Below are 21179 nucleotides of genomic sequence, written 5' to 3'. Positions count from 1 at the left end.
ACACCGGCACTGACGCGTGCCCCGGCCCCGGGGGGATACCTCCCCGGGGCCGGGGCACACGGGTTCCATGAACGGACACCATGCGCGCCCCGGCAGCAGCACCATGTTCGGCTCAGCCCTGACCCCGCCGACCGACCGCCCCGCGGCCAGGCACTCCCGACCGGGCAGGCTCACCACCCGCCTGCGCCGCCGGTTCCTGGCGTACGGGGCGGTCGAGTTCCTGTCCACGCACGTCCCGGACGACCCGGGCCCCGGCGAGGAGCGCCTGCTCCTGGTCCACGCCCGCCAGGTCGTCGGGGAGATCCACTACCGGATGTGCGCCCGGTGCGCCCGGGGCGTCATCACCGACGTCGCCCTGGACGAGCGCTTCCGGGGCAGCGGCCTGGGCACCCGGGCCCTCTCCCACCTCCGCGCCCGCCACCCGGGCACCACCTGGCACAGCACCCTCACCCTCCGCGCCACCCGCGACCTCCTGCGCCGCATGCGCATCCCGACGACGGCCCCGGGCCCGCTCTGCGCCCACGCGGCCTGACGGCCGCCCCGCTCACTCGGGAACGAGCCGCCCGGTGAACCCGGCACCCCGAAGCCGCTCGTACGCGGCGACCACGTCCTCGGGGATCTCCTGCTCGATCATGAACCCCCGGGCCGGGTAGACGATCAGCCGCTGCACGGCCCCCACGAGCATGTCGAGGACGAGCCGGGCGTCGCCGACGGACGTGACGTACGCGCCGAGCGCCAAGGGGGTGGACGCGCTGACGACCTCCACCTCCGGCCAGAGCCGCCGGGCGGTGGCGTACGCCCGCCGCTCCTCGTACGGCTTGCTGACGAGCAGTACGGACGACACGTCCACGCCCCGCTCCGCGAGCAGTTCCCGGGAGAACCGGATGTTCTCCCCGGTGTTCCGCGCCCGCGTCTCCACGAGCACGACTTCCTCGGGCACCCCGCCCTCCACCGCCCGCTCCCGGTAGTGCACGGCCTCGCCGCGCGGCATCCGGTCCCGGGTCGTCGGGCTGGTGGCCCCGGTGAACACGATCAACGGCGCCATGCCCCGCCGGTACAGCTCCACCGCCACGTCGGCCACCCCGAGATCGTGACTCCCGAGCCCGACGGCCACGGAACAGGGCCGAGGCGCGTGCCCCATCCGCTGGAAGTCCCAGAGGAGCCGGGCGTCGGCCATGAACCGATCGGGGATCACGGTGCTTCCTCCCGGGCGCTGTCGGGAACCTCGAACTCGTAGGACCAGGCGAACCGCGTGGCCGCGTGGACGCCGACGGCGAACTCCACGACGGTGCCGTCCGCCGTGTACGCGGTCCGGTGCAGCTCCACGACCCACTCGCCCGGCGCCAGCCGCAACTGCGCGGCTTCCTCGGGCGTGGCCGTCCGGGCGTGCAGTTCCTCGCGCATGCGGTCGATCTCGTACCCGGCGTCGTAGAGCACGCGGAAGCCGCCACCACGTCCGGCGGGGCCGGGGGCCGGATCCACGAGCCGCGTCCCCTCGACGTGCTCGGGACGGTAGTAGCTGGTCAGGGTGTGCGTCGGTCGACCGTCCTCCTTGACCAGGCGCGCCCTCGCGTAGACGTCCGCGCCCTCGGGTACGCCGAGCGCGGAGGCGACGGTCGCGGGTGCGGTCGTACGACTGACGGTCTGGGTCTGCTCCCCGCGTCTGTACGCACGCCCGGAGGCGACCCGGTCGGCGATGAACGCGACCTCGTCGCCGTCGCGCCACTTGGCCTTGTCGTACCGGGCGATGCCGAGCCGCTTCAACGGCGCCTGATGGCGCACGACGGTGCCGTGACCCCGGGACGACGTGACAAGCCCTTCGGCTTCCAGGGCCTTGTAAGCCGCGTGAACGGTGGACTTCGACCCCTCGCCGGCCTCCACCAAGTCCCGGATGTGGGGAAGCCGCTGACCGGCGGCGTACTCGCCGCTCCTGATGCGTTCGGCCAGTTTGTCCGCGAGTTCCCGCCACTTGGGTGTCACGCCAGCTCCTTTCAACGCTTCAGTCAAACACAGTCCCAGGACTGTTGACAGTCTCGGGACTGTGCGTCACTGTTGCCTCTGCGTTCCGCAGTCCTAGGACAGTGAGTAGGTGAGCTGCGGAATGAACGGACCCCCACGACCGAGCGACCGGTCTGGGGGCATGGCCAACGCTTCGAGGAGCGTCACGTGAACAACCCTATTCACCTTGCCGGCCCGGCTCCGAGTCCGTTACCGCCTCGGATCGACCGCGGTGAGGAGGTGGCCTGATGGACACCGCTTCGGTGAAACCGCAGAACGCCGAGTCGATCGTGTTGCGTTGGCGACAGACGGCCAAGAGTGTGCCACTTGCCCGACACGAGCTGCGCCGGACGCTGGAACGGTGGGAGTGGGGCGCCATCGAGGGTGTCGCCTCGCTGGTCCTGTCCGAGCTGTTGACGAACGCCGTGCGCCACGGCCGGGTGCCCGGCCGGGAGGTCGAGACGCGTTTCATCCGACTCCCCGGAGGACTGCGGGTCGAAGTCCATGACGCCTCGGAGAGACGGCCCGCGATGGCTCTTCCGGCCGAAGAAGGAGCGGAAGGCGGGCGGGGGCTCCCACTGGTCGACACCCTTGCCGCGAGATGGGGCGTCGAGGACCGGAGCGGCCCCGGCAAGCTGGTGTGGGCCGAGCTGCCCGTGGATGGTGAACCGTGGTGATGCGGGCGGGGGATCGTACGGTCGACTGCTGCGAGGGAGGGTGCAAGAACTTCAAGGGGGTTACTGGCGCGGAGAGTTGAGCCCTCGTGCCCGGACCGAAGCCGAATGACAGGCTTGCGTCTGAACGTTCGGCCGGTCGGAGCGCGTGACGAGCGAGGTCACTCCGCAGGCTCGCGCACGTCCACCAGCGTGCCGCCCGCATGGGTCACCAGCGTCTTCGGGTCGACCGCGAAGACCGTGTGCGGGGTGCCCGCCGCCGCCCACACCACCTCGTGGGCGAGGATGCCCCGATCCGCGAGCACTCGGGTCCGGGTGCGGTGGCCGAACGGCGGGACGCCGCCGATCGCGTATCCCGTCGTCTCCCGGACCACCTTCGCGTCGGCTCGGGTCACCTTCTCCGCGCCCAGTTCCTCCCGTACCCGTTCGACGTCCACCCGGGACGCGCCGTCCATCAGGACGAGCACCGGCACCCCGTCCGCCGCGAAGACCAGGGACTTCACGATCTCCGCGACCGCGCAGCCGATCGCGTCGGCGGCCTGCTGCGCGGTGCGGGTCTCGTCGGGGAAGCGGCGGACCTCGACGTCGAGCCCCAACTCCTGGAGAGCGGAGGCGAAGAGGGGGTAGGCGGTGCGGTCGGTCGTCATGGGGGGGACGCCAGCGGTCCGTGTACGGGCCACGCGATCGGCTTTCACTCCTTGAGAGGCCCGGCCCCGCCGCCCGCTCAGCCCGCCTTGAGGACCTGCGCCACCACCGGGCCCGCCGCGTCGCCCCCGTGCCCGCCGGCCTGGACGACGGCCCCCGCGGCGAGGTCGCCGGAGTAGCCGGTGAACCAGCTGTTCGACGTGCCCTGGTTGTCGACCTCTGCCGAACCCGTCTTCGCGCCCTTCGGGGACGGCACCCCCGTCATGGCCTTGGCCGCGGTGCCGCCGGGGGTCGTCGCCGCCCTCATCATCGTGCTCAGCCCCGAGGCGATCCCCCGGGGCAGCCGCTCGGCCGTGGCGAACTCCCGGTCGCCGTACTCCTTCGCCACCAAGTACGGCTGGCGGAAGCCGCCGTTCTTCACGGTCGCGGAGAGCGAGGCGACGTTCAGGGCGTTCATCGTGATCTTCCCCTGGCCGATGTACGAGGCGGCCGTCTCGGGTCCGTCCGACGCGGGGACGCTGCCGTCCGTCGGCGTCGTCGGGACGCCGACCTCCCAGGTGGCTCCGATGCCGAAGTAGCGGCGGGCGGTCTCGCCGAGGGCGGTGTCCGCGATGCCCTTCTTGTTGAGCGGGGTGATCGCCTTGATGAAGGCGGTGTTGCAGGACTGGCGGAACGCCTCGGTGAGGGTGCCGTTCTTGATCTCGAAGCGGTCCAGGTTCTGGAAGGTCCTGCCGAGCCACTGGACGTCGGGCGGGCACTCCACCCGGTCGTCGGGGCCGGCGATCCCGTGCTCCATCATCATCGCCGCCGTCACGATCTTCATCGTGGAGCCCGGGGCCTGCTGCCCCTGAAAGGCCGCGTTGAAGCCCTCCGCCGGGCTGTTCGCCACCGCCCGTATCGCGCCCGTGGACGGCTCGACCGCCGCCACGGAGGCCTGGCCGTACGTCTTGACCGCCTTCTCGGCCGCCGCCTGGACCTTCGCGTCGATGGTGGTCTTTATGGTGCCCGGCTTCCCCTGCCGCAGGACCAGGAGGGGGGTGTCGGCGACGGACTCGCTGCCCGAGTCGATCCAGGTCTCGACGCCGGTCGTGCCGCCCGCCTGCGCCCCGTACCGCTGCCGCAGGGTGTCGATGACGACGCCGAGCGAGGGGTACTTCTCCTTGGTCAGCTCGGCCCCGTTCCGGTCGACGGCCTTCACGGAGGCGACCTTCGCGGTGCCGGTGCGCAGGGTCGCGCCGGCGGTCAGCTTCGGGTGGAGGACGGCCGGCCGCCACTGCACCAGCGGCCGGCCGGTGGTCTGGCCCCGGACCACCGTCAGCTCGGAGGCGTACGCCAGGTCCTTGGACACGCCCTCGTACGAGACCGTCGCCCTCACCGTGAACGGCACCTTCGTGCCGACCGGCGTCCCCGGTGTGATCACCGCCTTCGAGACCTTCGCGCCCTCCTTGTAGGCGAGCAGCGCGGGGCCCGCCGTGACCGGGTCGTTCGTCAACTGGGCGGCCTTGTCGGACTCACCGGCGGCCCAGGCCGCCAGGAACTCCTTCGAGACGGCCGTCGTCTCCTCGGCGGTGACCGGCCCCGATCTCTTCTCCGGCGCGGCCTCGCTCCGGGTGTTCACGGTCGAGTCGCCGCCCGTGACCCCGTTCCACAGGTTGTAGCCCCCGTAACCGACCCCGCCCGCGACGACCGCGAAGACCCCTCCGACGATCGCGACCTTGGCTCCACTGCGCATGACTGCGTTTCCCTCCCCGTGTGGACCCACGAGTCAAGCAGTGGATTCCCGGGGGTGTCGAGCAACATTCTTTATGTCCGTCACACCCGTCCCGGAACCGTTACACCCACGTGTCCAGCCACATCCGCCCCCGCCAGTCCTCCAGCGGGATCGGCGTTCCCGTGCAGATCGGCCAGAAGTGGATGAAGCCTCGCGAATCCCGGCCCGTACGGCCCTGACCAGCGACTCCTCCGGCTTCTGGGGCCGCCGTGCCGAGGCTGGGCCGTCCCTGGGCCGTGACGGTCGCAAGCAGGGCGACCTCGGCGACCTTCGTCCGGTAACCGTTTCGTCGGCGGCGGATGGTTTTCGTCCTGGTACGGCAGCGGACCTTGCCGGGTGTGGGAAGGGCCCCCGCGCGGAAGCGGAGGCCCTTGCGAGGGTCAGAAGGCGCCGTTCAGGTCCTGCCAGTCGCCGCCGCCGAGCCAGTCGCCGGCTCCGAGGCCGCCCCTGCCCGTACCCGCGTACCGGTACAGCATGCCGTCGGCGGCATTCGTCGCGATGAGGTCCGGGCGGCCGTCGCCCGACCAGTCGCCGTTGGCGATGAGCGTCGGCATGCCGTTCCAGCCGCCGCTGCCGACCAGCACCCGCGCACCGAGCGCACCGGCCTTGCCCGGGTAGAGCCAGAGCTTGCCGGTCGACGCCTCGCGGGCGTACAAGTCGGCCCGGCCGTCGCCGTTCATGTCGCCGACGCCCGCCAGGGCGTTCATGCCGTTCCAGCCGCCGGTGCCGATCAGCTTGCGCGCGCCCAGGGTGCCCGTGGAGGTGCCCGGGTACAGCCACAGCTTCCCGGTGGACTTCTCCACCGCGAGCAGGTCGGAGCGCGCGTCGCCGGTCAGGTCGCCGAACGCGGCGATCCGGCTCATGGTGTTCCAGCCGCCGCTGCCGATCAGCTTGCGCGTGCCGAGGCCGCCGGTCCCGGTGCCGGGGTAGAGCCACAGCTTGCCGGTGGCCGCCTCGCGGGCGATCACGTCCTCGCGGTTGTCCCGGCTGAAGTCGCCGTGCCGGACCATGGCGTTGAAGGTGTTCCAGCCGCCCGTGCCGACGAGTCGGCCGCTGCCGTCGACGCCGGGCAGGAACCACAGGCGTCCGACCAGGTCGCGGACGAGGACGTCCGCCCTCCGGTCGCCGTTCATGTCGCCGAATCCGGCGGCCTTGGGCGAGGTCTCCGAGATCCAGTAGGGGTACGCCGGCCCCTCGCACTCCCGGATCGTGCGGACGATTTTCACCGAGCTGACGGACCTGCTGGCGATGGTGGTGGTGTAACCGTCGTTCCCGTACCGTCCGGCCCCGTCCTCGTAGTTCGGCTCGTCAAACGTGCAGGCGAAGCCCGGCGTGCGGTTGATGATCAGGCGGAACTTGTTGTCCCACGTGCCCAGCGTGGCTTTACTCGACTGCGTCTTGAACATCGACCCCGTGCTGTCGGTGTTCGCCCACGCACAGAAGTACCCCGTGGGGCAGTCGCTCACCGCGGCCTGCGCGGGCGCGGCGCCCGCGCCGAGCAGGCCGAGCGAAGTGAGTCCCAGCGCGGCGGCCGTGGCGGCCAGACGCCGGAACAGGGGTGTACGCATGAATTCCCTCCCTGATGTGACGCGTGCATGATTCAACGCGCCACAGCGAGGACCGTATCCGCAGGCTTCCGCCCGCCGCTACGCGGTTTCATCGCCCCATCGGCCCCCACTGACAGGTACGACGGCAGAAGGCCCGCATGCACGACCTTTGGTCCGGTACGGCGACGGTGTTTGCCGCTGTGGACGAACGGGTTGGCCTTTGACGTGGTGACGAGCGGTGACGGCGTCGGCGAACGCCGTGGCCGCCACCTCGCTCACGCCCCGGACCTTGCTCTTGCCTGCGCGGTGGCGGAACCGGTGGGCCGGCTCCCGGGCCGTCCGAGGGCCGTCGGCAGCCACCGCGAGCCACCAGCGACAACCGATGGGGCGCGACCACCGGTCGCGCCCCATCGCCACGTTCTCCCCGCTAGACCCACGTGTCCAGCCACATCCGCCCCCGCCAGTCCTCCAGCGGGATCGGCGTGCCCGTGTAGATCGGCCAGAAGTAGATGAAGTTCCAGACGATGAGGAGGACGAGACATCCCGCCGCCACCGCGCCGAAGGTGCGGCGGCGTTCCGTGGAGCCCCGGGGGCCGATGAGGGCGCCCAGCATCATGGCGACCGCCAGGCACAGGAACGGGACGAAGACGACCGCGTAGAAGAGGAAGATGGTGCGCTCCTGGTAGAGGAACCAGGGGAGCCAGCCGGCCGCGACGCCGCAGGCGATCGCGCCCGCGCGCCAGTCGCGGCGGAAGGCCCAGCGCCACAGGACGTACAGGATCGCGAAGCAGGCGGCCCACCACAGGAGCGGGGTGCCGAGGGCCAGGACCTCCTGGGCGCACTTCTCCCCGGCGTCGGCCGGGCAGCCCTGCGTGCCGGGGGCCGGCGACTCGTAGAAGTACGAGACGGGGCGGCCGAGGACGATCCAGGACCAGGGGTTCGACTCGTACGTGTGCGGCGAGGTCAGGCCCACGTGGAAGGAGTAGACCTCGGTCTCGTAGTGCCAGAGGCTGCGCAGCCAGTCCGGCAGCCAGCTCCAGGTCCCGCCGCCGTGCAGCTTGTCCTGGTCGGCGGCCCAGGTGCGGAAGTAGCCCTTGTCGCCGACGATCCAGCCGGTCCAGGTCACCAGGTACGTCACGATCGCGACCGGCACCACCGACACGAACGCCGGGACCAGGTCCTTCCTGATCACCGAGACGTACGGGCGGACCGCGCCGGCCGTGCGCCGCCCCGCCACGTCCCACAGGACCGTCATCAGGCCGAAGGCCACCATGACGTACAGGCCGTTCCACTTGGTCGCCGCCGCGAGCCCCAGCATCACGCCGGCCGCGATCCGCCACGGCCGCCATCCGAACCGCAGGGACTCCGCGATCTCCGCGTCCGGCCGCAGCACCCCCTCCTCGTCCTCCGGGAGCGCCGCCGCCAGCCGTTTCCTGACCCGGTCGCGGTCCAGGACGAGGCAGCCGAAGGAGGCGAGCACGAAGAACATGAGGACCTGGTCGAGGAGCGCGGTGCGGCTCATCACGAAGTGCAGCCCGTCGACCGCGAGCAGCAGGCCCGCCAGGCAGCCCAGGAGCGTCGAGCGGAACAGGCGCCGCCCGATCCGGCACAGCATGAGGACCGACAGGGTGCCGAGCAGGGCCACCATGAAGCGCCAGCCGAACGGCTCGAAGCCGAACAGCTTCTCGCCGACGCCGATCACCCACTTGCCCATCGGCGGGTGCACGACGTAGCCCGGGTCGGTCGGCACGACGACCGACCCCGGGTCCCGCAGGATCGTCCCGTCGACGTCCTTCGGCCAGGCCCCCTCGTACCCCTGGTTGATCAGCGCCCAGGAGTCCTTGGCGTAGTACGTCTCGTCGAATATCACCGCGTTCGGCTTGCCCAGGTTCCAGAACCGGAGGAGCCCCGCGACCGCCGTGACCAGGAGCGGACCGCCCCAGGCGAGGAGCCGCCACAGCCGGTCGGCCTGCCCGGGGCCGACGCCGAGGAGCGACCACACGCGCGCGGAGGGACGGGTGTACGGGGGGTCGAGCCGCTCCCGCAGCCCGACGGGGGCGGCGCTTCCGGCGGGCGGCGCGTAGCCGAAGCGCCGGAGCCGCTGCTGCCACGAAGAGGGCTCTGCCACGGACTGCCGGCCCTCCAGGGTCTCGGGTGCGGTACTGGTCACCGCGCCATCGTAGGGAACGCGCCTGTGCGAGTCGCCTGTCCGGGCTGGGAGGATGGCACCTGTGACAGGAACGCTGGTACTCGCAGGGACCCCCATCGGCGACATCGCGGACGCCCCGCCCCGGCTCGCCACCGAGTTGGAGAACGCGGACATCGTGGCCGCCGAGGACACCCGCAGGCTGCGCGGCCTGACCCGGGCGCTCGGCATCCACACCTCCGGGCGCGTCGTCTCGTACTTCGAGGGCAACGAGTCCGCCCGGACGCCCGAGCTGGTCGAGGCCCTGGTCGGCGGGGCGCGGGTGCTGCTCGTGACCGACGCGGGCATGCCGTCCGTGTCGGACCCCGGCTACCGGCTCGTCGCCGCCGCCGTCGAGGAGGGCGTCAAGGTCACGGCCGTGCCCGGCCCGTCCGCCGTCCTCACCGCCCTCGCCCTCTCCGGCCTGCCCGTCGATCGCTTCTGCTTCGAGGGCTTCCTGCCCAGGAAGGCCGGCGAGCGCCTGGGACGGCTGCGGGAGGTCGCGGACGAGCGCCGGACCCTCGTCTACTTCGAGGCCCCGCACCGCCTCGACGACACCCTCGCCGCGATGGCCGAGGTCTTCGGCACCGACCGCCGGGCCGCCGTCTGCCGCGAGCTGACCAAGACGTACGAGGAGGTCAAGCGCGGCCCGCTGGGCGAGCTGGCCGCCTGGGCGGCCGAGGGCGTACGGGGCGAGATCACCGTCGTGGTCGAGGGCGCCCCCGAGACCGGGCCCGCCGAACTCGACGCCGAGGAGCTGGTACGCAGGGTGCGGGTGCGCGAGGAGGCGGGGGAGCGCCGGAAGGAGGCGATCGCCGCCGTCGCCGCTGAGGCGGGCCTTCCCAAGAGGGAGGTGTTCGATGCCGTCGTCGCGGCAAAGAACGCGGCAGCGCAGGCTCCCGGAAAAGCCGCGCAGAGCCCCGGAAACGGTAAAGGGCTAACCTGAAAGGCAAAGCCGAAACCGGCGCCGGGACTCTTCGCAGGGCGCTAGGCAAGGGAAGGGCCAAAAGCCCCCCATGGTTCGACCCGCGCCGATGCGCTCCGGCCCGAAAAGGCGTCCACTGATCAGTGGAGAGGAGCTGGCATGAGCGAGATCACCGGCACCGGTACATCCGTCGTCCACGAGGCGTACGCCTTCGCCTGCATGCGCTGTGGATACGGCTGGGAGCAGGCGTACGACATCGAGCACCACGTCGACGCCGCCGGCCAGGAATTCGTCGTCTACAAGGCCGGGGGAGAGCGGGTGCCGTCCCCGCTGTCCAGCCCCACCTGCTTGAACTGCGGCGGCCACGTCGTCCGGATCATGCGGGCGGGGCAGGTGTCCTCGGTGCTCGACCTGATCGCCGCGACGGAGAAGCACGGACGCGGATCCAAGGAGACCAAGCCGATCGGGCCCGCCGGGCCCATCGGGCAGGAGCTGACCGAGGGCCCGGACGTCCCGCCCGTGCCGCACCACTGGCACCTGTCGGACCTGCTGCACCCCTTCCGCAGGCGCGGCTAGCGGAAAAGGGCGCGTCCCCGGCGCTCGTGGTCCTCGTACGATCGGGGCCATGAGTGCCAAGGACGCCCCGCCGCCGCTGCCCGAACCCCTCCTCGTGGAGGTCGCGGACTCGCACACCCATCTGGACATGCAGTCCGGGACCGTCGAGGAGGCCCTGGTGAAGGCCGCCGCCGTCGGCGTCACCACGGTCGTGCAGGTCGGCTGCGACGTGAAGGGCTCCCGGTGGGCCGCCGAGACGGCCGCCGCCCACGCCAACGTGCACGCGGCCGTCGCCCTGCACCCCAACGAAGCCCCCAGGATCGTTCTCGGCGACCCCGACGGCTGGTCCCGGCAGGGGGCGCGCGAGGGCGGCGGGGACGCGGCCCTGGACGACGCGCTCGCCGAGATCGACCGGCTCGCCGCCCTGCCCCACGTGCGCGGCGTCGGCGAGACCGGCCTCGACTTCTTCCGCACGGGACCCGAGGGCGTCGCCGCGCAGGAGCGCTCCTTCCGCGCCCACATCGAGATCGCCAAGCGGCACGGCAAGGCGCTCGTCATCCACGACCGGGAGGCCCACGCCGACGTGCTGCGCGTCCTGGACGAGGAGGGCGCCCCCGACCGGACCGTCTTCCACTGCTACTCCGGCGACGCCGAGATGGCGGAGATCTGCGCGGCCAAGGGCTACTACATGTCCTTCGCCGGCAACGTCACCTTCAAGAACGCCCAGCCCCTCCGGGACGCCCTCGCGGTCGCCCCCCTGGAGCTCGTCCTCGTCGAGACCGACGCCCCCTTCCTCACCCCGGCGCCCTTCCGGGGCCGCCCCAACGCCTCGTACCTGATCCCGGTCACCGTCCGGGCCATGGCGGAGGTGCGCGGAATCGGGGAGAACGAGCTGGCGGAGGCGATCGCGGTGAACACGGCCCGCGCGTTCGACTACTGAGCGCGAGGGCGCCGCACCTACTGTCACCGATCCATAACGGTTACGGGAAGTAGTCGGGTCGCCGTGGAGCGTGACCGGGGTCGGGGCTAGGGTCCCGGCCTCGTGAGCACTTCCCAGGGCAGTCACCGGGCCGGACGCCGGGGCGGCACACCCCCCGCCGGTCTCTCCCTGCACGAACAGCCGACGCAGGCGGCACCGCTGGTGGTGCCCGGGGCCGCCCCCGGTACGGCCCCCGGCACCGTTCCCGTCGCCGTCCCCGGCCAGGGCACCCGCGCCGGGGCCCGCCGCGCCGCCCGCCGCCGCAGGGCCTCCGGGCCCGCCACCGGCCCCTCCGGAGCCCCCGGGCTCGCGAAGTCCGCCGGGGACGGGCTGCGGCGGCTCGTCCCGCAGGCCCTCGTCGTCGCCTTCCTCGCCGGCGGCACCACCGCCTTCGTCGCCGACGACAAGACCGTCCGGCTCTCCGTGGACGGCGTCCCGCGCACCCTGCACACCTTCGCCGACGACGTCGGGGAGCTCCTCGACGACGAGGGCCTGGCCGTCGACGGGCACGACATCGTCGCCCCCGCCGCCGGCCACGCCCTCACCGACGGCGACGAAGTCGTCGTCCGCTACGGGCGCCCGGTCACCCTCACCCTCGACGGGCGCCGCCACCGGGTGTGGACGACCGCGCGGAACGTCGAGGAGGCGCTGCGGCAGCTCGGGGTCCGCGCGGAGGGCGCCTACCTCTCGGTCTCCCGCTCGGCCGCCATCTCCCGGCACGGCCTCGCCCTCGACGTGCGCACCGAGCGGGCCGTCACCTTCCTCGCCGACGGGCGCGAGCGGACCGTCCGCACCAACGCCGCCACCGTCCGCGAGGCGCTCGCCGAGTCCGGGATCGTCCTCGCCGGGCAGGACGCCCTCTCCGTCGAGCCCGGCTCCTTCCCGCGCGACGGCCAGACGGTCGCCGTGCTGCGGATCACCGACAGCAGGCGGGTGCGCGAGGAGACCGTCCCGTACGCCGTCGAGCGGGTCCGCGACCCGGAGCTCTTCGCCGGGACCGAGGTCGTCGAACGGCAGGGCGTCCACGGCCTGCGCCGCGTCACGTACGCCCTGCGCACGGTCAACGGCGTGCAGGGACGGCCCCGCCGGATCGGCGAGGAGCTGGTCCGCGAGCCCGTCAGCCGCACGGTGCGGGTCGGCACCCGCCGCCCGCCCGCCTCCGTCGCCGGCACCGACGGCCTCGACTGGGCCGCGCTCGCCGCCTGCGAGTCCGGCGGCAGGCCGGACGCCGTGGACCCCTCGGGGACGTACGGCGGGCTGTACCAGTTCGACCCCGCCACCTGGCGCTCGCTCGGCGGCACCGGCACCGCCCAGGAGGCGCCCGCCGCCGAGCAGACCTTCCGCGCGAAGAAGCTGTACGTGCAGCGGGGCGCGAGCCCGTGGCCCCACTGCGGGCGCAGGCTGGGCGGGTGAGCGGCGGGTCGCGGAGCGGGGCGTGCGACAAGGCGTGCGGCGGGTCGCGGGGCGGGGCGTGCGACGGGCCGGGTGCCGGGCAAGCCCTAGTCTGTACTGGTGAGCGACACCACCGGTCCCGAAACCCCCGACGCCCTCCTCGGCCCCGCCGACATCCGTGAGCTGGCCGCCGCCCTCGGCGTGCGCCCCACGAAGCAGAAGGGCCAGAACTTCGTCATCGACGCCAACACCGTCCGGCGGATCGTCCGCACGGCCGGGGTGCGCCCCGACGACGTGGTGGTGGAGGTGGGGCCCGGCCTCGGCTCCCTCACCCTGGCCCTCCTGGAGGCCGCGGACCGGGTGACCGCCGTCGAGATCGACGACGTCCTCGCCGCCGCGCTGCCCGCCACGATCCAGGCCCGGATGCCCGCGCGCGCCGACCGCTTCGCGCTCGTGCACTCCGACGCCATGCTGGTCGAGGAGCTGCCGGGCCCGGCGCCGACCGCGCTCGTCGCGAACCTGCCGTACAACGTGGCCGTGCCCGTCCTGCTGCACATGCTGGAGCGCTTCCCGACCATCGAGCGGACCCTCGTCATGGTCCAGGCCGAGGTCGCGGACCGGCTCGCCGCCCGGCCGGGGAACAAGGTGTACGGGGTGCCGTCGGTGAAGGCCAACTGGTACGCCGAGGTGAAGCGGGCCGGCGCGATCGGCCGCAACGTCTTCTGGCCCGCGCCGAACGTCGACTCCGGCCTGGTCTCCCTGGTCCGCCGCACCGAGCCGCTGGCGACCACCGCCACCCGGCAGGAGGTCTTCGCGGTCGTGGACGCGGCCTTCGCGCAGCGCCGCAAGACCCTCCGCGCGGCCCTCGCGGGCTGGGCGGGCTCCCCGGCGGCGGCCGAGGAGGCCCTGGTGAAGGCCGGGATCTCGCCGCAGGCGCGCGGCGAGTCCCTGACGGTGGAGGAGTTCGCGCGGATCGCGGAGGCGAAGGCATGAGCGGCGGTACGGAGCCGGTGCGCGGCGGTACGGGCGAGGGGCGGCGGTCCGTCACCGTCCGCGTCCCCGCCAAGGTCAACGCCCAGCTCGCGGTCGGCGCGGCCCGCCCCGACGGCTTCCACGACCTGGCCAACGTCTTCCTCGCCGTCTCCCTGTACGACGAGGTGACCGCCACCCCCGCCGAGGCCCTGACGGTCACCTGCGAGGGCCCGGACGCCGACAAGGTGCCGCTCGACCGCACCAACCTCGCGGCCCGCGCCGCCGAACTCCTCGCCGCCCGGCACGGCATCGCCCCGGACGTGCACCTGCACATCGCCAAGGACATCCCGGTCGCCGGCGGCATGGCGGGCGGCAGCGCGGACGGCGCGGGCGCGCTGCTCGCGTGCGACGCGCTCTGGGGCCTGAACACTCCCCGCGCCGAACTCCTCGACATCTGCGCGGAGCTGGGCTCCGACGTGCCGTTCAGCCTCGTCGGCGGGGCCGCGCTCGGCACCGGCCGCGGTGAGAAGCTGACGGAGCTGCCGGTGGGCGGCGCCTTCCACTGGGTGTTCGCCGTCGCGGACGGCGGGCTCTCCACCCCGGTCGTCTTCGGCGAGTTCGACCGGCTCACCGAGGGCACCGACGTCCCCGAACCGGCCGCCTCCCCGGCCCTCCTGGAGGCCCTGCGCACCGGTGACACCACCGCCCTCGCGGGCGCCCTCGCCAACGACCTCCAGGCCCCGGCGCTCTCCCTGCGCCCCTCGCTCGCCGCGACCCTGGCGGCCGGCACGGAAGCGGGCGCGCTCGCCGCCCTGGTCTCCGGCTCGGGCCCGACGACCGCGTTCCTGGTGAAGGACGCGGAGGCGGCACAGGCGGTCGCCGCCGCCCTGACCGCCTCGGGCACCTGCCGCACGGCCCGCACGGCGACGTCCCCGGCGGCCGGGGCGACGATTCTGCCGGACTGACACCTTCCCTTCACCCGCGCCTGCCACCCTGGCCCGCCGGACCGGACGGGCCGGGGCGGCGGGCCAGGGGGAACGTGAAGAAGCGGCGGAAGCCGGTGCCGGCACGGGTACGGCCGGTGGCGCACGCCCTCGTGACGGGGGCGTGCTGCTGGGCCTCGGTCCTCTGGCTCGTTCACGGCGAACCCCCGGCACTCCTGCCGGACCGGATCCCGGTCCCGCTCTTCCTCGTCGTCGTGCCCGGCCTCATGGTCGACTCCGCCCGGGCCCTCGTCCGAGGCCTGCGGGACCGGCGGCCGGAGCCCCCGTACTCACCCGGCAGCTGAGTACCCGCGCCCTGTTCCCGGACCGGGCCCCCGCGGGACCGTACCCCCATGGGAAGCAGCAGCACGGGAAGCCCCGGCACGGGAAGCGGCAACCGCCTCCGCGCGCGTGACCTCGCCGCCGTCACGCCCGCCACCCGGGACCGGTACGTCGATCTGCTCCGGGTCGCCTCGCTCGCCGTCGTCGTGCTCGGGCACTGGCTGATGGCGGCGGTCGGCCCGGACGGGCAGGTCGGGAACCTGCTGGCGGTCGTGCCCGAACTCCAGGCGGTGACCTGGGTGTTCCAGGTCATGCCGGTGTTCTTCTTCGTCGGTGGCTTCTCGCACGCCCTCGCCCGCCGCTCCCGCCCCCGGTACGCGGAGTTCCTGCGGGCCCGGCTCCAGCGGCTGCTGCGGCCCACCATGGTGTTCGTCGCCGTGTGGGGCGCCGCCGCGCTCGTGCTCCCGCTGCTCGGCGCCGACGGCGGGCTCACCGGGGTCGCGCTGCGGCTCGTCACCCAGCCGCTCTGGTTCATCGGGATCTACCTGGCGATGGTCGCCCTCACCCCGCCGCTCCTGAAGCTGCACGAGCGGTGGGGCTGGGGCGCGTTCGCCGTGCTCGCGGGCGGCACGGTCGCCGTCGACCTCCTGCGGTTCGCCGTACACGTGCCGTTCGTCGAGTTCCTGAACTTCGCTTTCGTGTGGCTGGCGGTCCACCAGCTCGGCTTCCTGCGCGCCGACGGCATGATCCGCCGCCCCGCCCTGCTCGCCGGCGCGGGCCTGGCCGGCGCGGCCGCGCTCGTCGCCCTCGGGCCGTACCCGCTCTCCATGGTGGGGATGCCGGGCGAGAAGGTCTCCAACATGGCCCCGCCCACGCTCGCCCTGCTCTGCCACGGGCTGTGGCTGGTCGGCGCGGTCGAGCTGCTGAGGGGGCCCGGGGCCCGGTTCGCCGCCCGCGCCGGGGTCTGGCGGGCGGTGGTCGCCGCCAACGGGGTCGCGATGACCGCGTTCCTCTGGCACCTGACGGCCATGCTCGGGGTGTACGGGGTGCTCCTCGGCTCCGGCGTGCGGCTGCCCGAGCCCGCCTCCGGGGCCTGGTGGGCTCAGGTGCCGCTGCGGCTCGCGGCGGCGGCCGTGCTCGCCGCCCTCCTCGTCGCCGCCTTCCGCCGCTTCGAGGCCCCGGTCCCGCCCGCCCCGGCGACCGGGACGGGCGGCCCGCTCGCCGCGCTCGGCATCACCCTCGCCCTGCTCGGCGTCCTCGGCCTCTCCCTGACCGGCTTCGCCGGGCTCCTGGACGGTCACACGGCGACCCTGATCGTCCTCCCGGTCACGGCCCCGGCCGCCGTGGCGCTGATCCTGGCGGGCTGGCTGGCCGTGGAGCGGGCGGGCCGGGCGGGCCGGGCGGGCCGGGCGCCCGGGGCGGTCACCGGCCGGTCGCGCTGAGCGCCACCAGGCCCTTCGTCCCCATCGCGTACACCTTCCCGCCGCCCGCCCGGAACGCGCGCAGCACGCCGCTGCCGACCGAGGTGGACAGCCGGTACGTCCAGCGGGCCCGGCCGTCCGCCGCGTCCAGGGCCCACAGGTGCCCGCCGGCGGTGAGGTAGACGGTGTCGTCCGCGCTCTGCAGCACGGGCAGGCCGCCGCCCCCCTGCTCCAGGGTGTCGACCGAGCCCGCCCAGCGGACGGCGCCGGTGCGGGCGTCGAGCGCGTACACCCGGATCGCGAGGGCGGTGGGGGCCATGGCGGCGGCGTAGACGGTCTTCCCGTCGGGGCTCGCCACCACCGTCTTCAGCGGGACCTCGGGGGAGGACCAGACGACGTTCCCGTTCGCCGGATCGACCGCGTGGAGCCGGTCGGAGACGTGGAGGAACAGGCCGCCCGCCGAGACGTACGGCCCGTCCCGCCACGGCGTGTGGCGGCCCTGCAGCAGGACGTCGTACGAGCCGGCCGCGGCCTCGGCGCCGGGCGAGGGCTGCTCCCAGAGGAGCTTGCGGGTGCGCACGTCGAGCGCCGCGATCTTCTGCGCGCTGCCGTCGGTCTGCCGGCTCGCCCAGAACAGGCTGGTGCCGGAGGACGGGACGAGCAGCTGCCCCTGGGGGTACTTGACCTCCGGGTCCGTGAGGATCACCTGCCAGCCCTTCCGGGTGGCCGGGTCCAGGGACCAGACGAACGGGCCCGAGGCGATCGTGAACCCCTTCTTCGGGTTCTTCGGGTCGAAGCCGCCCGTGCTCGCCGTCCCGTCGACGTACACCCGCCCGTCGAGCATCCCGACCACGGACACCTGGTTCGACGTCTCGTACGGCAGCGGGACGGTCCACGCCTCGGCGCCGGTGTCGAGGCGGACGGCGCGCAGGACCTGGGAGAGCCCGCTCGCGCCCTGCCGCATCACGCCGTACACCGTGCCGCCGCCGACGGTCGCGACGAGCCCTCCGCCGTAGGCGCCGGTGGACAGCTCCGCCGGGTGGGCCAGGGGACCCCATTTCTTGCGGCCCGTGCCGTCGAAGGCCCACATGTTCTTGGTGCTGAGGGCGACGATCGTGTCGCCCTCGCGCAGGAGCTGCACCAGCGGCTCGGAGACCGGCGCCGTCCACAGGGGCTTCGCCGTGGTCTTCGTGCCGAGGGGGCGCTCGGGGTCGGTGAGGGCGGGGCCGGTCTCCTGCTTCCCGGCCTGCGGCTTCCCGTCGGCCTTCTTCGGGTCGTCGCCCCCGTCCCCCGCGAGCCAGAGTCCGAGGCCGGTGCCGCCGCCCGCGAGGGCCGCGGCGCCGCCCGCCAGGCCGAACAGCACCAGCCGGCGGCGGCCGGGGTCGGGGACCGCGGGCGGCGCAGGGGGAGCGGCGGGGACGGGCGGCGGGAACGGCAGCGTCGGCCCGGTGGCCGGGGCCCCGGCGGGAGGAGCCGGGGGCGCGGCCGGGGCCGGGGGAGGGGGAGGGGTCGGGGTCACCGAGGGCGCGAGGACCGAGGCGGCCTCCTCGATCATCGCGATCAGGGCCGGCGGCAGCCACGCGCCGGAGGTCAGGGGGGCCGCCCCCCGCTCCACGATCCCGACGATCTGCCGGGGCGTGGGCCGGTCCTCCGGGCGTTTCGCCAGGCACGCGGCGACGAGCAGCCGCAGCCCCTCGGGCACCCCCGACAGGTCCGGCTCCTCGTACACCACGCGCCGCAGCACGTCCGTCGGCGCCCCGCCGTCGAAGAGGCCCGCGCCCCGGGCGGCGAACGCCAGGGTCGAGCCCAGCGAGAACACGTCGCTCGCGGGCCCCACCGGGCCCGCCACGGCCTGCTCGGGCGACATGTACGCCGGGGTGCCCAGGATCATGCCGGTGGCGGTGAGCGCCGTGCCGTCGACGGCCCGCGCGATGCCGAAGTCGATGAGGTGCGGCCCGTCGAGGGCCAGCAGGACGTTCCCGGGCTTGAGGTCGCGGTGGGTCAGGCCCGCCGCGTGGACCGTCTCCAGGGACGCGGCGATCCCGGCGGCGAGCGCCCGCAGCGCGTCCTCCGGCAGCGGGCCGTGGGCGGCGACCGCCCGGCCGAGCGAGACGCCCGGCACGTACGCGGTCGCCATCCACGGCACCGGCCCGTCGGGGTCCGCGTCGACCACGGGCGCCGTGAACGCGCCGGACGCGGCCCGCGCGGCGGTGACCTCGGCCCGGAACCGGGCCCGGAACGCCTCGTCGGCCAGCTCGGGGCGGATCAGCTTCACGGCGACGGTCCGGCCGCCCGGCGAGCGGCCCAGGTAGACCGCGCCCATGCCGCCGGCGCCGAGCCGGCCCAGGAGGGCGTACGGGCCGATCCGGGGCGGGTCGGCGGGATCCAGCGGTTCCAGCGGGCTCATCCTCAGGCTCCGTTCGCGTCGAGCGCGGCGACGGTCGTCGCCGCGACGTCGGAGACGCACAGTCTCCGGTCACCGGCACTCCAGGCGATCTTCAGGAGGTCGCTCCCCTTGAAGCCGCCGTACTTCCAGCGCGCCGCGCCGCTCGCGGCGGAGAACGCCCACAGCGTTCCGTCGGCCCCCATCCGGTACACGTTCCCGTCGGCGTACAGCAGCCGGGCGCCCACGCCCCCGAGGGACCCGCCCTCGGGCTCGACGGGCAGCGGGGTGCGCCAGCGGGCCTTCCCGTCCGCCGCGCCCAGGGCGGCCAGCGACAGCCCGCCGTCCCCGTCCTGGAGGAGGACGAAGACGGTCTCGCCCTTCTCGTCGGTCGCGCAGCCGCCGCCCCGGGCGGAGGCGGGGACGACCTTCGGCACCTTCCACACCGCCCGGCCGTCCGCCGGGTCCAGGGCGGACAGCGTGCCCTGCTTGTCGGCGGCGAGGAAGTACCGTCCGGCCGCCCCGACCAGGACGGCGGCCGTCTCCTTCGTCCAGGCGGTCTTCCCCCCGGCGTCCAGGGCGACGAGCTGCTGGGTGTCGGCGTACAGCAGGCCGCCGCCGCTCTGCGGCAGGCCCCAGAAGACGGGCAGCGCCTCGGGGGTGTGGACCCAGGCGGTCCGGCGTCCGGCCAGGTCCAGCGCCCACACCGCCGTCGAGGTCGTGCCGCTTCCGGCCTGCAGCATGGGGGAGAGGAAGGCGCGGCCCCCGCGGACGCCGGGGAAGGAGAGCACGCCGATGGCGGGCGGGTCGTCCAGGAGCGTCACCCGGGCGTCCTTGCCGTCGGTCATGCGGACGGAGAGCACCCCGGCCCGGGAGCCGGACAGCGCGAACCTCGATCCGGAGACGTACAGCCGGTCGCCGTCGACGGCGGCGAGCGTCTGCACGTTCGGGCCCGCCACGGAGGGGAGCAGGTCGTGGTCCCCGACCTTCACCGTCCACGCCGTACGGCCCCGGCGGTCGAGCCCCACGACCGTCTCCGGCATCACGCAGGCGACGATCCCGCCGCCGGGGAGCACCTGCGCGACGGAGGCGGGCAGCCGCGCCTGCCAGGCCAGCTTCGCGTCGGGCACCGCGTCGGCGGACGGGCGGGGCGACGCCGTGCCCCCGCCGCCTTTCGCGCTCCCCCCGGCGCCGCCGGAGCCTTCGTCGGTGCTCCCGCCGCCCCGGGCCAGCGCCCAGGTGGCCCCGGCCGCGGCGGCGACCGCGCCGGCGGCCAGGCCGAGGAGCAGCCGCCGCCGGCCGTTCGGCCCGGCGGGCGGCGCGTCGGCGGGCGGCGGGCCGGACAGCGGCCGCGTCGGGGCCGTACCGGGCGGCTCGGAGCCCGCCGGACCGGACTCGGGACCCGACGGGCCGGAGGAGTACGGATCGGAGGAGGACGGACGGGAGGAGTACGGGTCGGTGGCGGCCGGCTCGGCGGCGGGCGGCAGCTCCGCCGCGAGCGCCGCCCGCAGCGCCAGGACGTCGGCGGCGACGGGCTCCGGCAGCCAGCCGTCCGAGAGGCGCGGCATGTCCACCGGGGCGCCGCCGGGCCGGGCCCCGGCGAGCAGCGCGAGCCGGGGATCGGAGGGCGCGCCGGGGTCCGCGCCCGCGACGGCGGCGATCACCTCGCGCGGGGCCGGGCGCTCCTCCGGGTCCTTGGCCAGGCAGCGCTCGACCAGCGGCCGCAGGCTCTCCGGGACGGCCGACAGGTCCGGCTCGGTGTGCACCACCCGGAACAGCACCGCCGCCCCCGCGCCGTCCCCGAAGGGGCTCTCCCCGAGGGCGGCGAAGGCGACCGTCGTCCCGAGCGAGAACACGTCGCTCGCCGGGGTGAGGTGCTGCCCGAGGGCCTGCTCGGGGGACATGTACGGGGCCGAGCCGATCACCGAGCCGGTGGAGGTCAGGGTCGTGCCGTCGGTGGCCCGCGCGATGCCGAAGTCGATGACGTGCGGCCCGTCGAGGGCGAGGAGCACGTTCGCCGGCTTCAGGTCCCGGTGGACCACCCCCGCCGCGTGCACCCCCACCAGGGCCTCCGCGAGGCCCGCCGTCAGCATCCGCAGCGCGGCCTCCGGCAGCGGCCCGTGGGCGGTGACCGCCCGGCTCAGCGGGACGCCCGGCACGAACGCCGTCGCCATCCACGGCACCCCGGCGTCCGGGTCGGCGTCCACGACCGGGGCGGTGAACGCCCCCGACACCAGCCGCGCCGCCGCCACCTCGCGCCGGAACCGGTCCCGGAACCCGTCGTCCCCCGCCAGGTCCGGCCGCACCACCTTCACGGCCACCGTGCGGCCCCCGGACGAGCGCCCCAGGTACACGGCGCCCATGCCGCCCGCGCCCAGCCTGCCGACCAGCGTGTACGGGCCGACCTGCCGCGGGTCGCTCCCGGCGAGTCGTTCCATGCGTGACATCCCTCCCCCGTGAGGTCCGC

At 74.4% G+C, this 21179-nt stretch carries 18 protein-coding genes; 10 read left to right on the top strand and 8 right to left on the bottom strand.

From position 1 onward, the window contains the following. The first annotated feature begins 67 nt into the window (after window positions 1-67). Window positions 68-532: a GNAT family N-acetyltransferase gene (locus CP977_RS34060; protein ID WP_159057790.1), complete on the top strand. Its 465-nt coding sequence runs from the start codon at window positions 68-70 to the stop codon at window positions 530-532. Between the two features lie 12 nt (window positions 533-544). Here the strand turns inward: CP977_RS34060 and CP977_RS14255 are convergent, their stop codons facing one another. Both CP977_RS14255 and CP977_RS14250 read right to left on the bottom strand, forming a co-directional pair. Continuing rightward, the gene (locus CP977_RS14255; protein ID WP_104860695.1) at window positions 545-1177 is read right to left on the bottom strand and encodes a YdcF family protein; all 633 of its coding nucleotides are present in this window, start codon (window positions 1175-1177) and stop codon (window positions 545-547) included. Window positions 1178-1191: 14 nt separating this feature from the next. Continuing rightward, window positions 1192-1980, bottom strand: a complete 789-nt coding sequence (locus CP977_RS14250; protein ID WP_062754816.1) for a GntR family transcriptional regulator — start codon at window positions 1978-1980, stop codon at window positions 1192-1194. Window positions 1981-2246: 266 nt separating this feature from the next. Here CP977_RS14250 and CP977_RS14245 point away from each other — a divergent pair, with 266 nt between their 5' ends. Then, on the top strand, window positions 2247-2675 hold the full coding sequence (locus CP977_RS14245; protein WP_062754818.1) for an ATP-binding protein: 429 nt from the start codon (window positions 2247-2249) through the stop codon (window positions 2673-2675). 158 nt (window positions 2676-2833) lie between these two features. Here CP977_RS14245 and CP977_RS14240 read toward each other — a convergent pair whose 3' ends face one another. The 4 genes from CP977_RS14240 to CP977_RS14225 all read right to left on the bottom strand — a co-directional run bounded on the left by CP977_RS14240 (window position 2834) and on the right by CP977_RS14225 (window position 8805). Beyond that, on the bottom strand, window positions 2834-3319 hold the full coding sequence (locus CP977_RS14240; protein ID WP_152370211.1) for a YbaK/EbsC family protein: 486 nt from the start codon (window positions 3317-3319) through the stop codon (window positions 2834-2836). Between the two features lie 77 nt (window positions 3320-3396). Further along, on the bottom strand, window positions 3397-5049 hold the full coding sequence (locus CP977_RS14235) for a penicillin-binding transpeptidase domain-containing protein (RefSeq protein ID WP_152370210.1): 1653 nt from the start codon (window positions 5047-5049) through the stop codon (window positions 3397-3399). Window positions 5050-5468: 419 nt separating this feature from the next. Then, window positions 5469-6656 (bottom strand): peptidase inhibitor family I36 protein, encoded by a 1188-nt coding sequence (locus CP977_RS14230; protein WP_062754824.1) that lies wholly within the window; start codon window positions 6654-6656, stop codon window positions 5469-5471. Between the two features lie 406 nt (window positions 6657-7062). Next, complete coding sequence (locus CP977_RS14225; RefSeq protein ID WP_062754826.1) at window positions 7063-8805, bottom strand: dolichyl-phosphate-mannose--protein mannosyltransferase; 1743 nt, start codon at window positions 8803-8805, stop codon at window positions 7063-7065. Between the two features lie 52 nt (window positions 8806-8857). On the opposite strand from CP977_RS14225, the gene rsmI reads away from it, so the two are divergent. The 8 genes from rsmI to CP977_RS14185 all read left to right on the top strand — a co-directional run bounded on the left by rsmI (window position 8858) and on the right by CP977_RS14185 (window position 16350). Further along, window positions 8858-9766, top strand: a complete 909-nt coding sequence (rsmI, locus tag CP977_RS14220) for a 16S rRNA (cytidine(1402)-2'-O)-methyltransferase (protein ID WP_183953333.1) — start codon at window positions 8858-8860, stop codon at window positions 9764-9766. 138 nt (window positions 9767-9904) lie between these two features. Continuing rightward, window positions 9905-10321: a hypothetical protein gene (locus tag CP977_RS14215; RefSeq protein WP_062754830.1), complete on the top strand. Its 417-nt coding sequence runs from the start codon at window positions 9905-9907 to the stop codon at window positions 10319-10321. A gap of 49 nt (window positions 10322-10370) precedes the next feature. After that, window positions 10371-11240 carry a TatD family hydrolase gene (locus CP977_RS14210; RefSeq protein ID WP_152370209.1) on the top strand — a complete coding sequence of 290 codons (870 nt, stop codon included), beginning with the start codon at window positions 10371-10373 and terminating at the stop codon, window positions 11238-11240. Window positions 11241-11342: 102 nt separating this feature from the next. Continuing rightward, window positions 11343-12692 (top strand): resuscitation-promoting factor, encoded by a 1350-nt coding sequence (locus CP977_RS14205; protein WP_152370208.1) that lies wholly within the window; start codon window positions 11343-11345, stop codon window positions 12690-12692. 99 nt (window positions 12693-12791) lie between these two features. Beyond that, entirely contained in the window at window positions 12792-13664 is an 873-nt protein-coding gene (rsmA, locus tag CP977_RS14200) for a 16S rRNA (adenine(1518)-N(6)/adenine(1519)-N(6))-dimethyltransferase RsmA (protein ID WP_062754834.1), read from the top strand. Beyond that, window positions 13661-14608, top strand: a complete 948-nt coding sequence (locus CP977_RS14195; protein ID WP_109187183.1) for a 4-(cytidine 5'-diphospho)-2-C-methyl-D-erythritol kinase — start codon at window positions 13661-13663, stop codon at window positions 14606-14608. The genes rsmA and CP977_RS14195 overlap by 4 nt, the downstream gene beginning before the upstream one ends. Window positions 14609-14703: 95 nt before the next feature. Continuing rightward, a complete protein-coding gene (locus CP977_RS14190) occupies window positions 14704-14931 on the top strand; it encodes a hypothetical protein (protein ID WP_152370207.1) in 228 nt (75 codons plus the stop codon). A 48-nt stretch (window positions 14932-14979) separates the two neighbouring features. After that, a complete protein-coding gene (locus CP977_RS14185; protein WP_152370206.1) occupies window positions 14980-16350 on the top strand; it encodes an acyltransferase family protein in 1371 nt (456 codons plus the stop codon). Here the strand turns inward: CP977_RS14185 and CP977_RS14180 are convergent. Beyond that, a complete protein-coding gene (locus CP977_RS14180) occupies window positions 16331-18736 on the bottom strand; it encodes a protein kinase domain-containing protein (protein ID WP_109187181.1) in 2406 nt (801 codons plus the stop codon). The genes CP977_RS14185 and CP977_RS14180 overlap by 20 nt on opposite strands. Window positions 18737-18738: 2 nt before the next feature. Then, window positions 18739-21150, bottom strand: coding sequence for a protein kinase domain-containing protein (locus CP977_RS14175; RefSeq protein WP_152370205.1), 2412 nt, complete (start codon window positions 21148-21150; stop codon window positions 18739-18741). Between the last annotated feature and the right edge of the window lie 29 nt (window positions 21151-21179).

It is taken from the genome of Streptomyces cinereoruber (genome assembly GCF_009299385.1).
Taxonomy (GTDB): Bacteria; Actinomycetota; Actinomycetes; order Streptomycetales; family Streptomycetaceae; genus Streptomyces; species Streptomyces bikiniensis.
Note: the sequence above shows the minus strand (reverse complement) of the source record. Positions and strands in the feature narration are given on the sequence as shown.

Coding starts and splice junctions, on each gene's coding strand:
- CP977_RS14215 (WP_062754830.1), top strand. CDS start 9,905: ATGAGCGAGATCACCGGCACCGGTACATCCGTCGTCCACGAGGCGTAC.
- CP977_RS34060 (WP_159057790.1), top strand. CDS start 68: ATGAACGGACACCATGCGCGCCCCGGCAGCAGCACCATGTTCGGCTCA.
- CP977_RS14230 (WP_062754824.1), bottom strand. CDS start 6,656: ATGCGTACACCCCTGTTCCGGCGTCTGGCCGCCACGGCCGCCGCGCTG.
- CP977_RS14235 (WP_152370210.1), bottom strand. CDS start 5,049: ATGCGCAGTGGAGCCAAGGTCGCGATCGTCGGAGGGGTCTTCGCGGTC.
- CP977_RS14195 (WP_109187183.1), top strand. CDS start 13,661: ATGAGCGGCGGTACGGAGCCGGTGCGCGGCGGTACGGGCGAGGGGCGG.
- CP977_RS14210 (WP_152370209.1), top strand. CDS start 10,371: ATGAGTGCCAAGGACGCCCCGCCGCCGCTGCCCGAACCCCTCCTCGTG.
- CP977_RS14240 (WP_152370211.1), bottom strand. CDS start 3,319: ATGACGACCGACCGCACCGCCTACCCCCTCTTCGCCTCCGCTCTCCAG.
- CP977_RS14255 (WP_104860695.1), bottom strand. CDS start 1,177: ATGGCCGACGCCCGGCTCCTCTGGGACTTCCAGCGGATGGGGCACGCG.
- CP977_RS14245 (WP_062754818.1), top strand. CDS start 2,247: ATGGACACCGCTTCGGTGAAACCGCAGAACGCCGAGTCGATCGTGTTG.
- rsmI (WP_183953333.1), top strand. CDS start 8,858: ATGGCACCTGTGACAGGAACGCTGGTACTCGCAGGGACCCCCATCGGC.
- CP977_RS14180 (WP_109187181.1), bottom strand. CDS start 18,736: ATGAGCCCGCTGGAACCGCTGGATCCCGCCGACCCGCCCCGGATCGGC.
- CP977_RS14175 (WP_152370205.1), bottom strand. CDS start 21,150: ATGGAACGACTCGCCGGGAGCGACCCGCGGCAGGTCGGCCCGTACACG.
- CP977_RS14185 (WP_152370206.1), top strand. CDS start 14,980: ATGGGAAGCAGCAGCACGGGAAGCCCCGGCACGGGAAGCGGCAACCGC.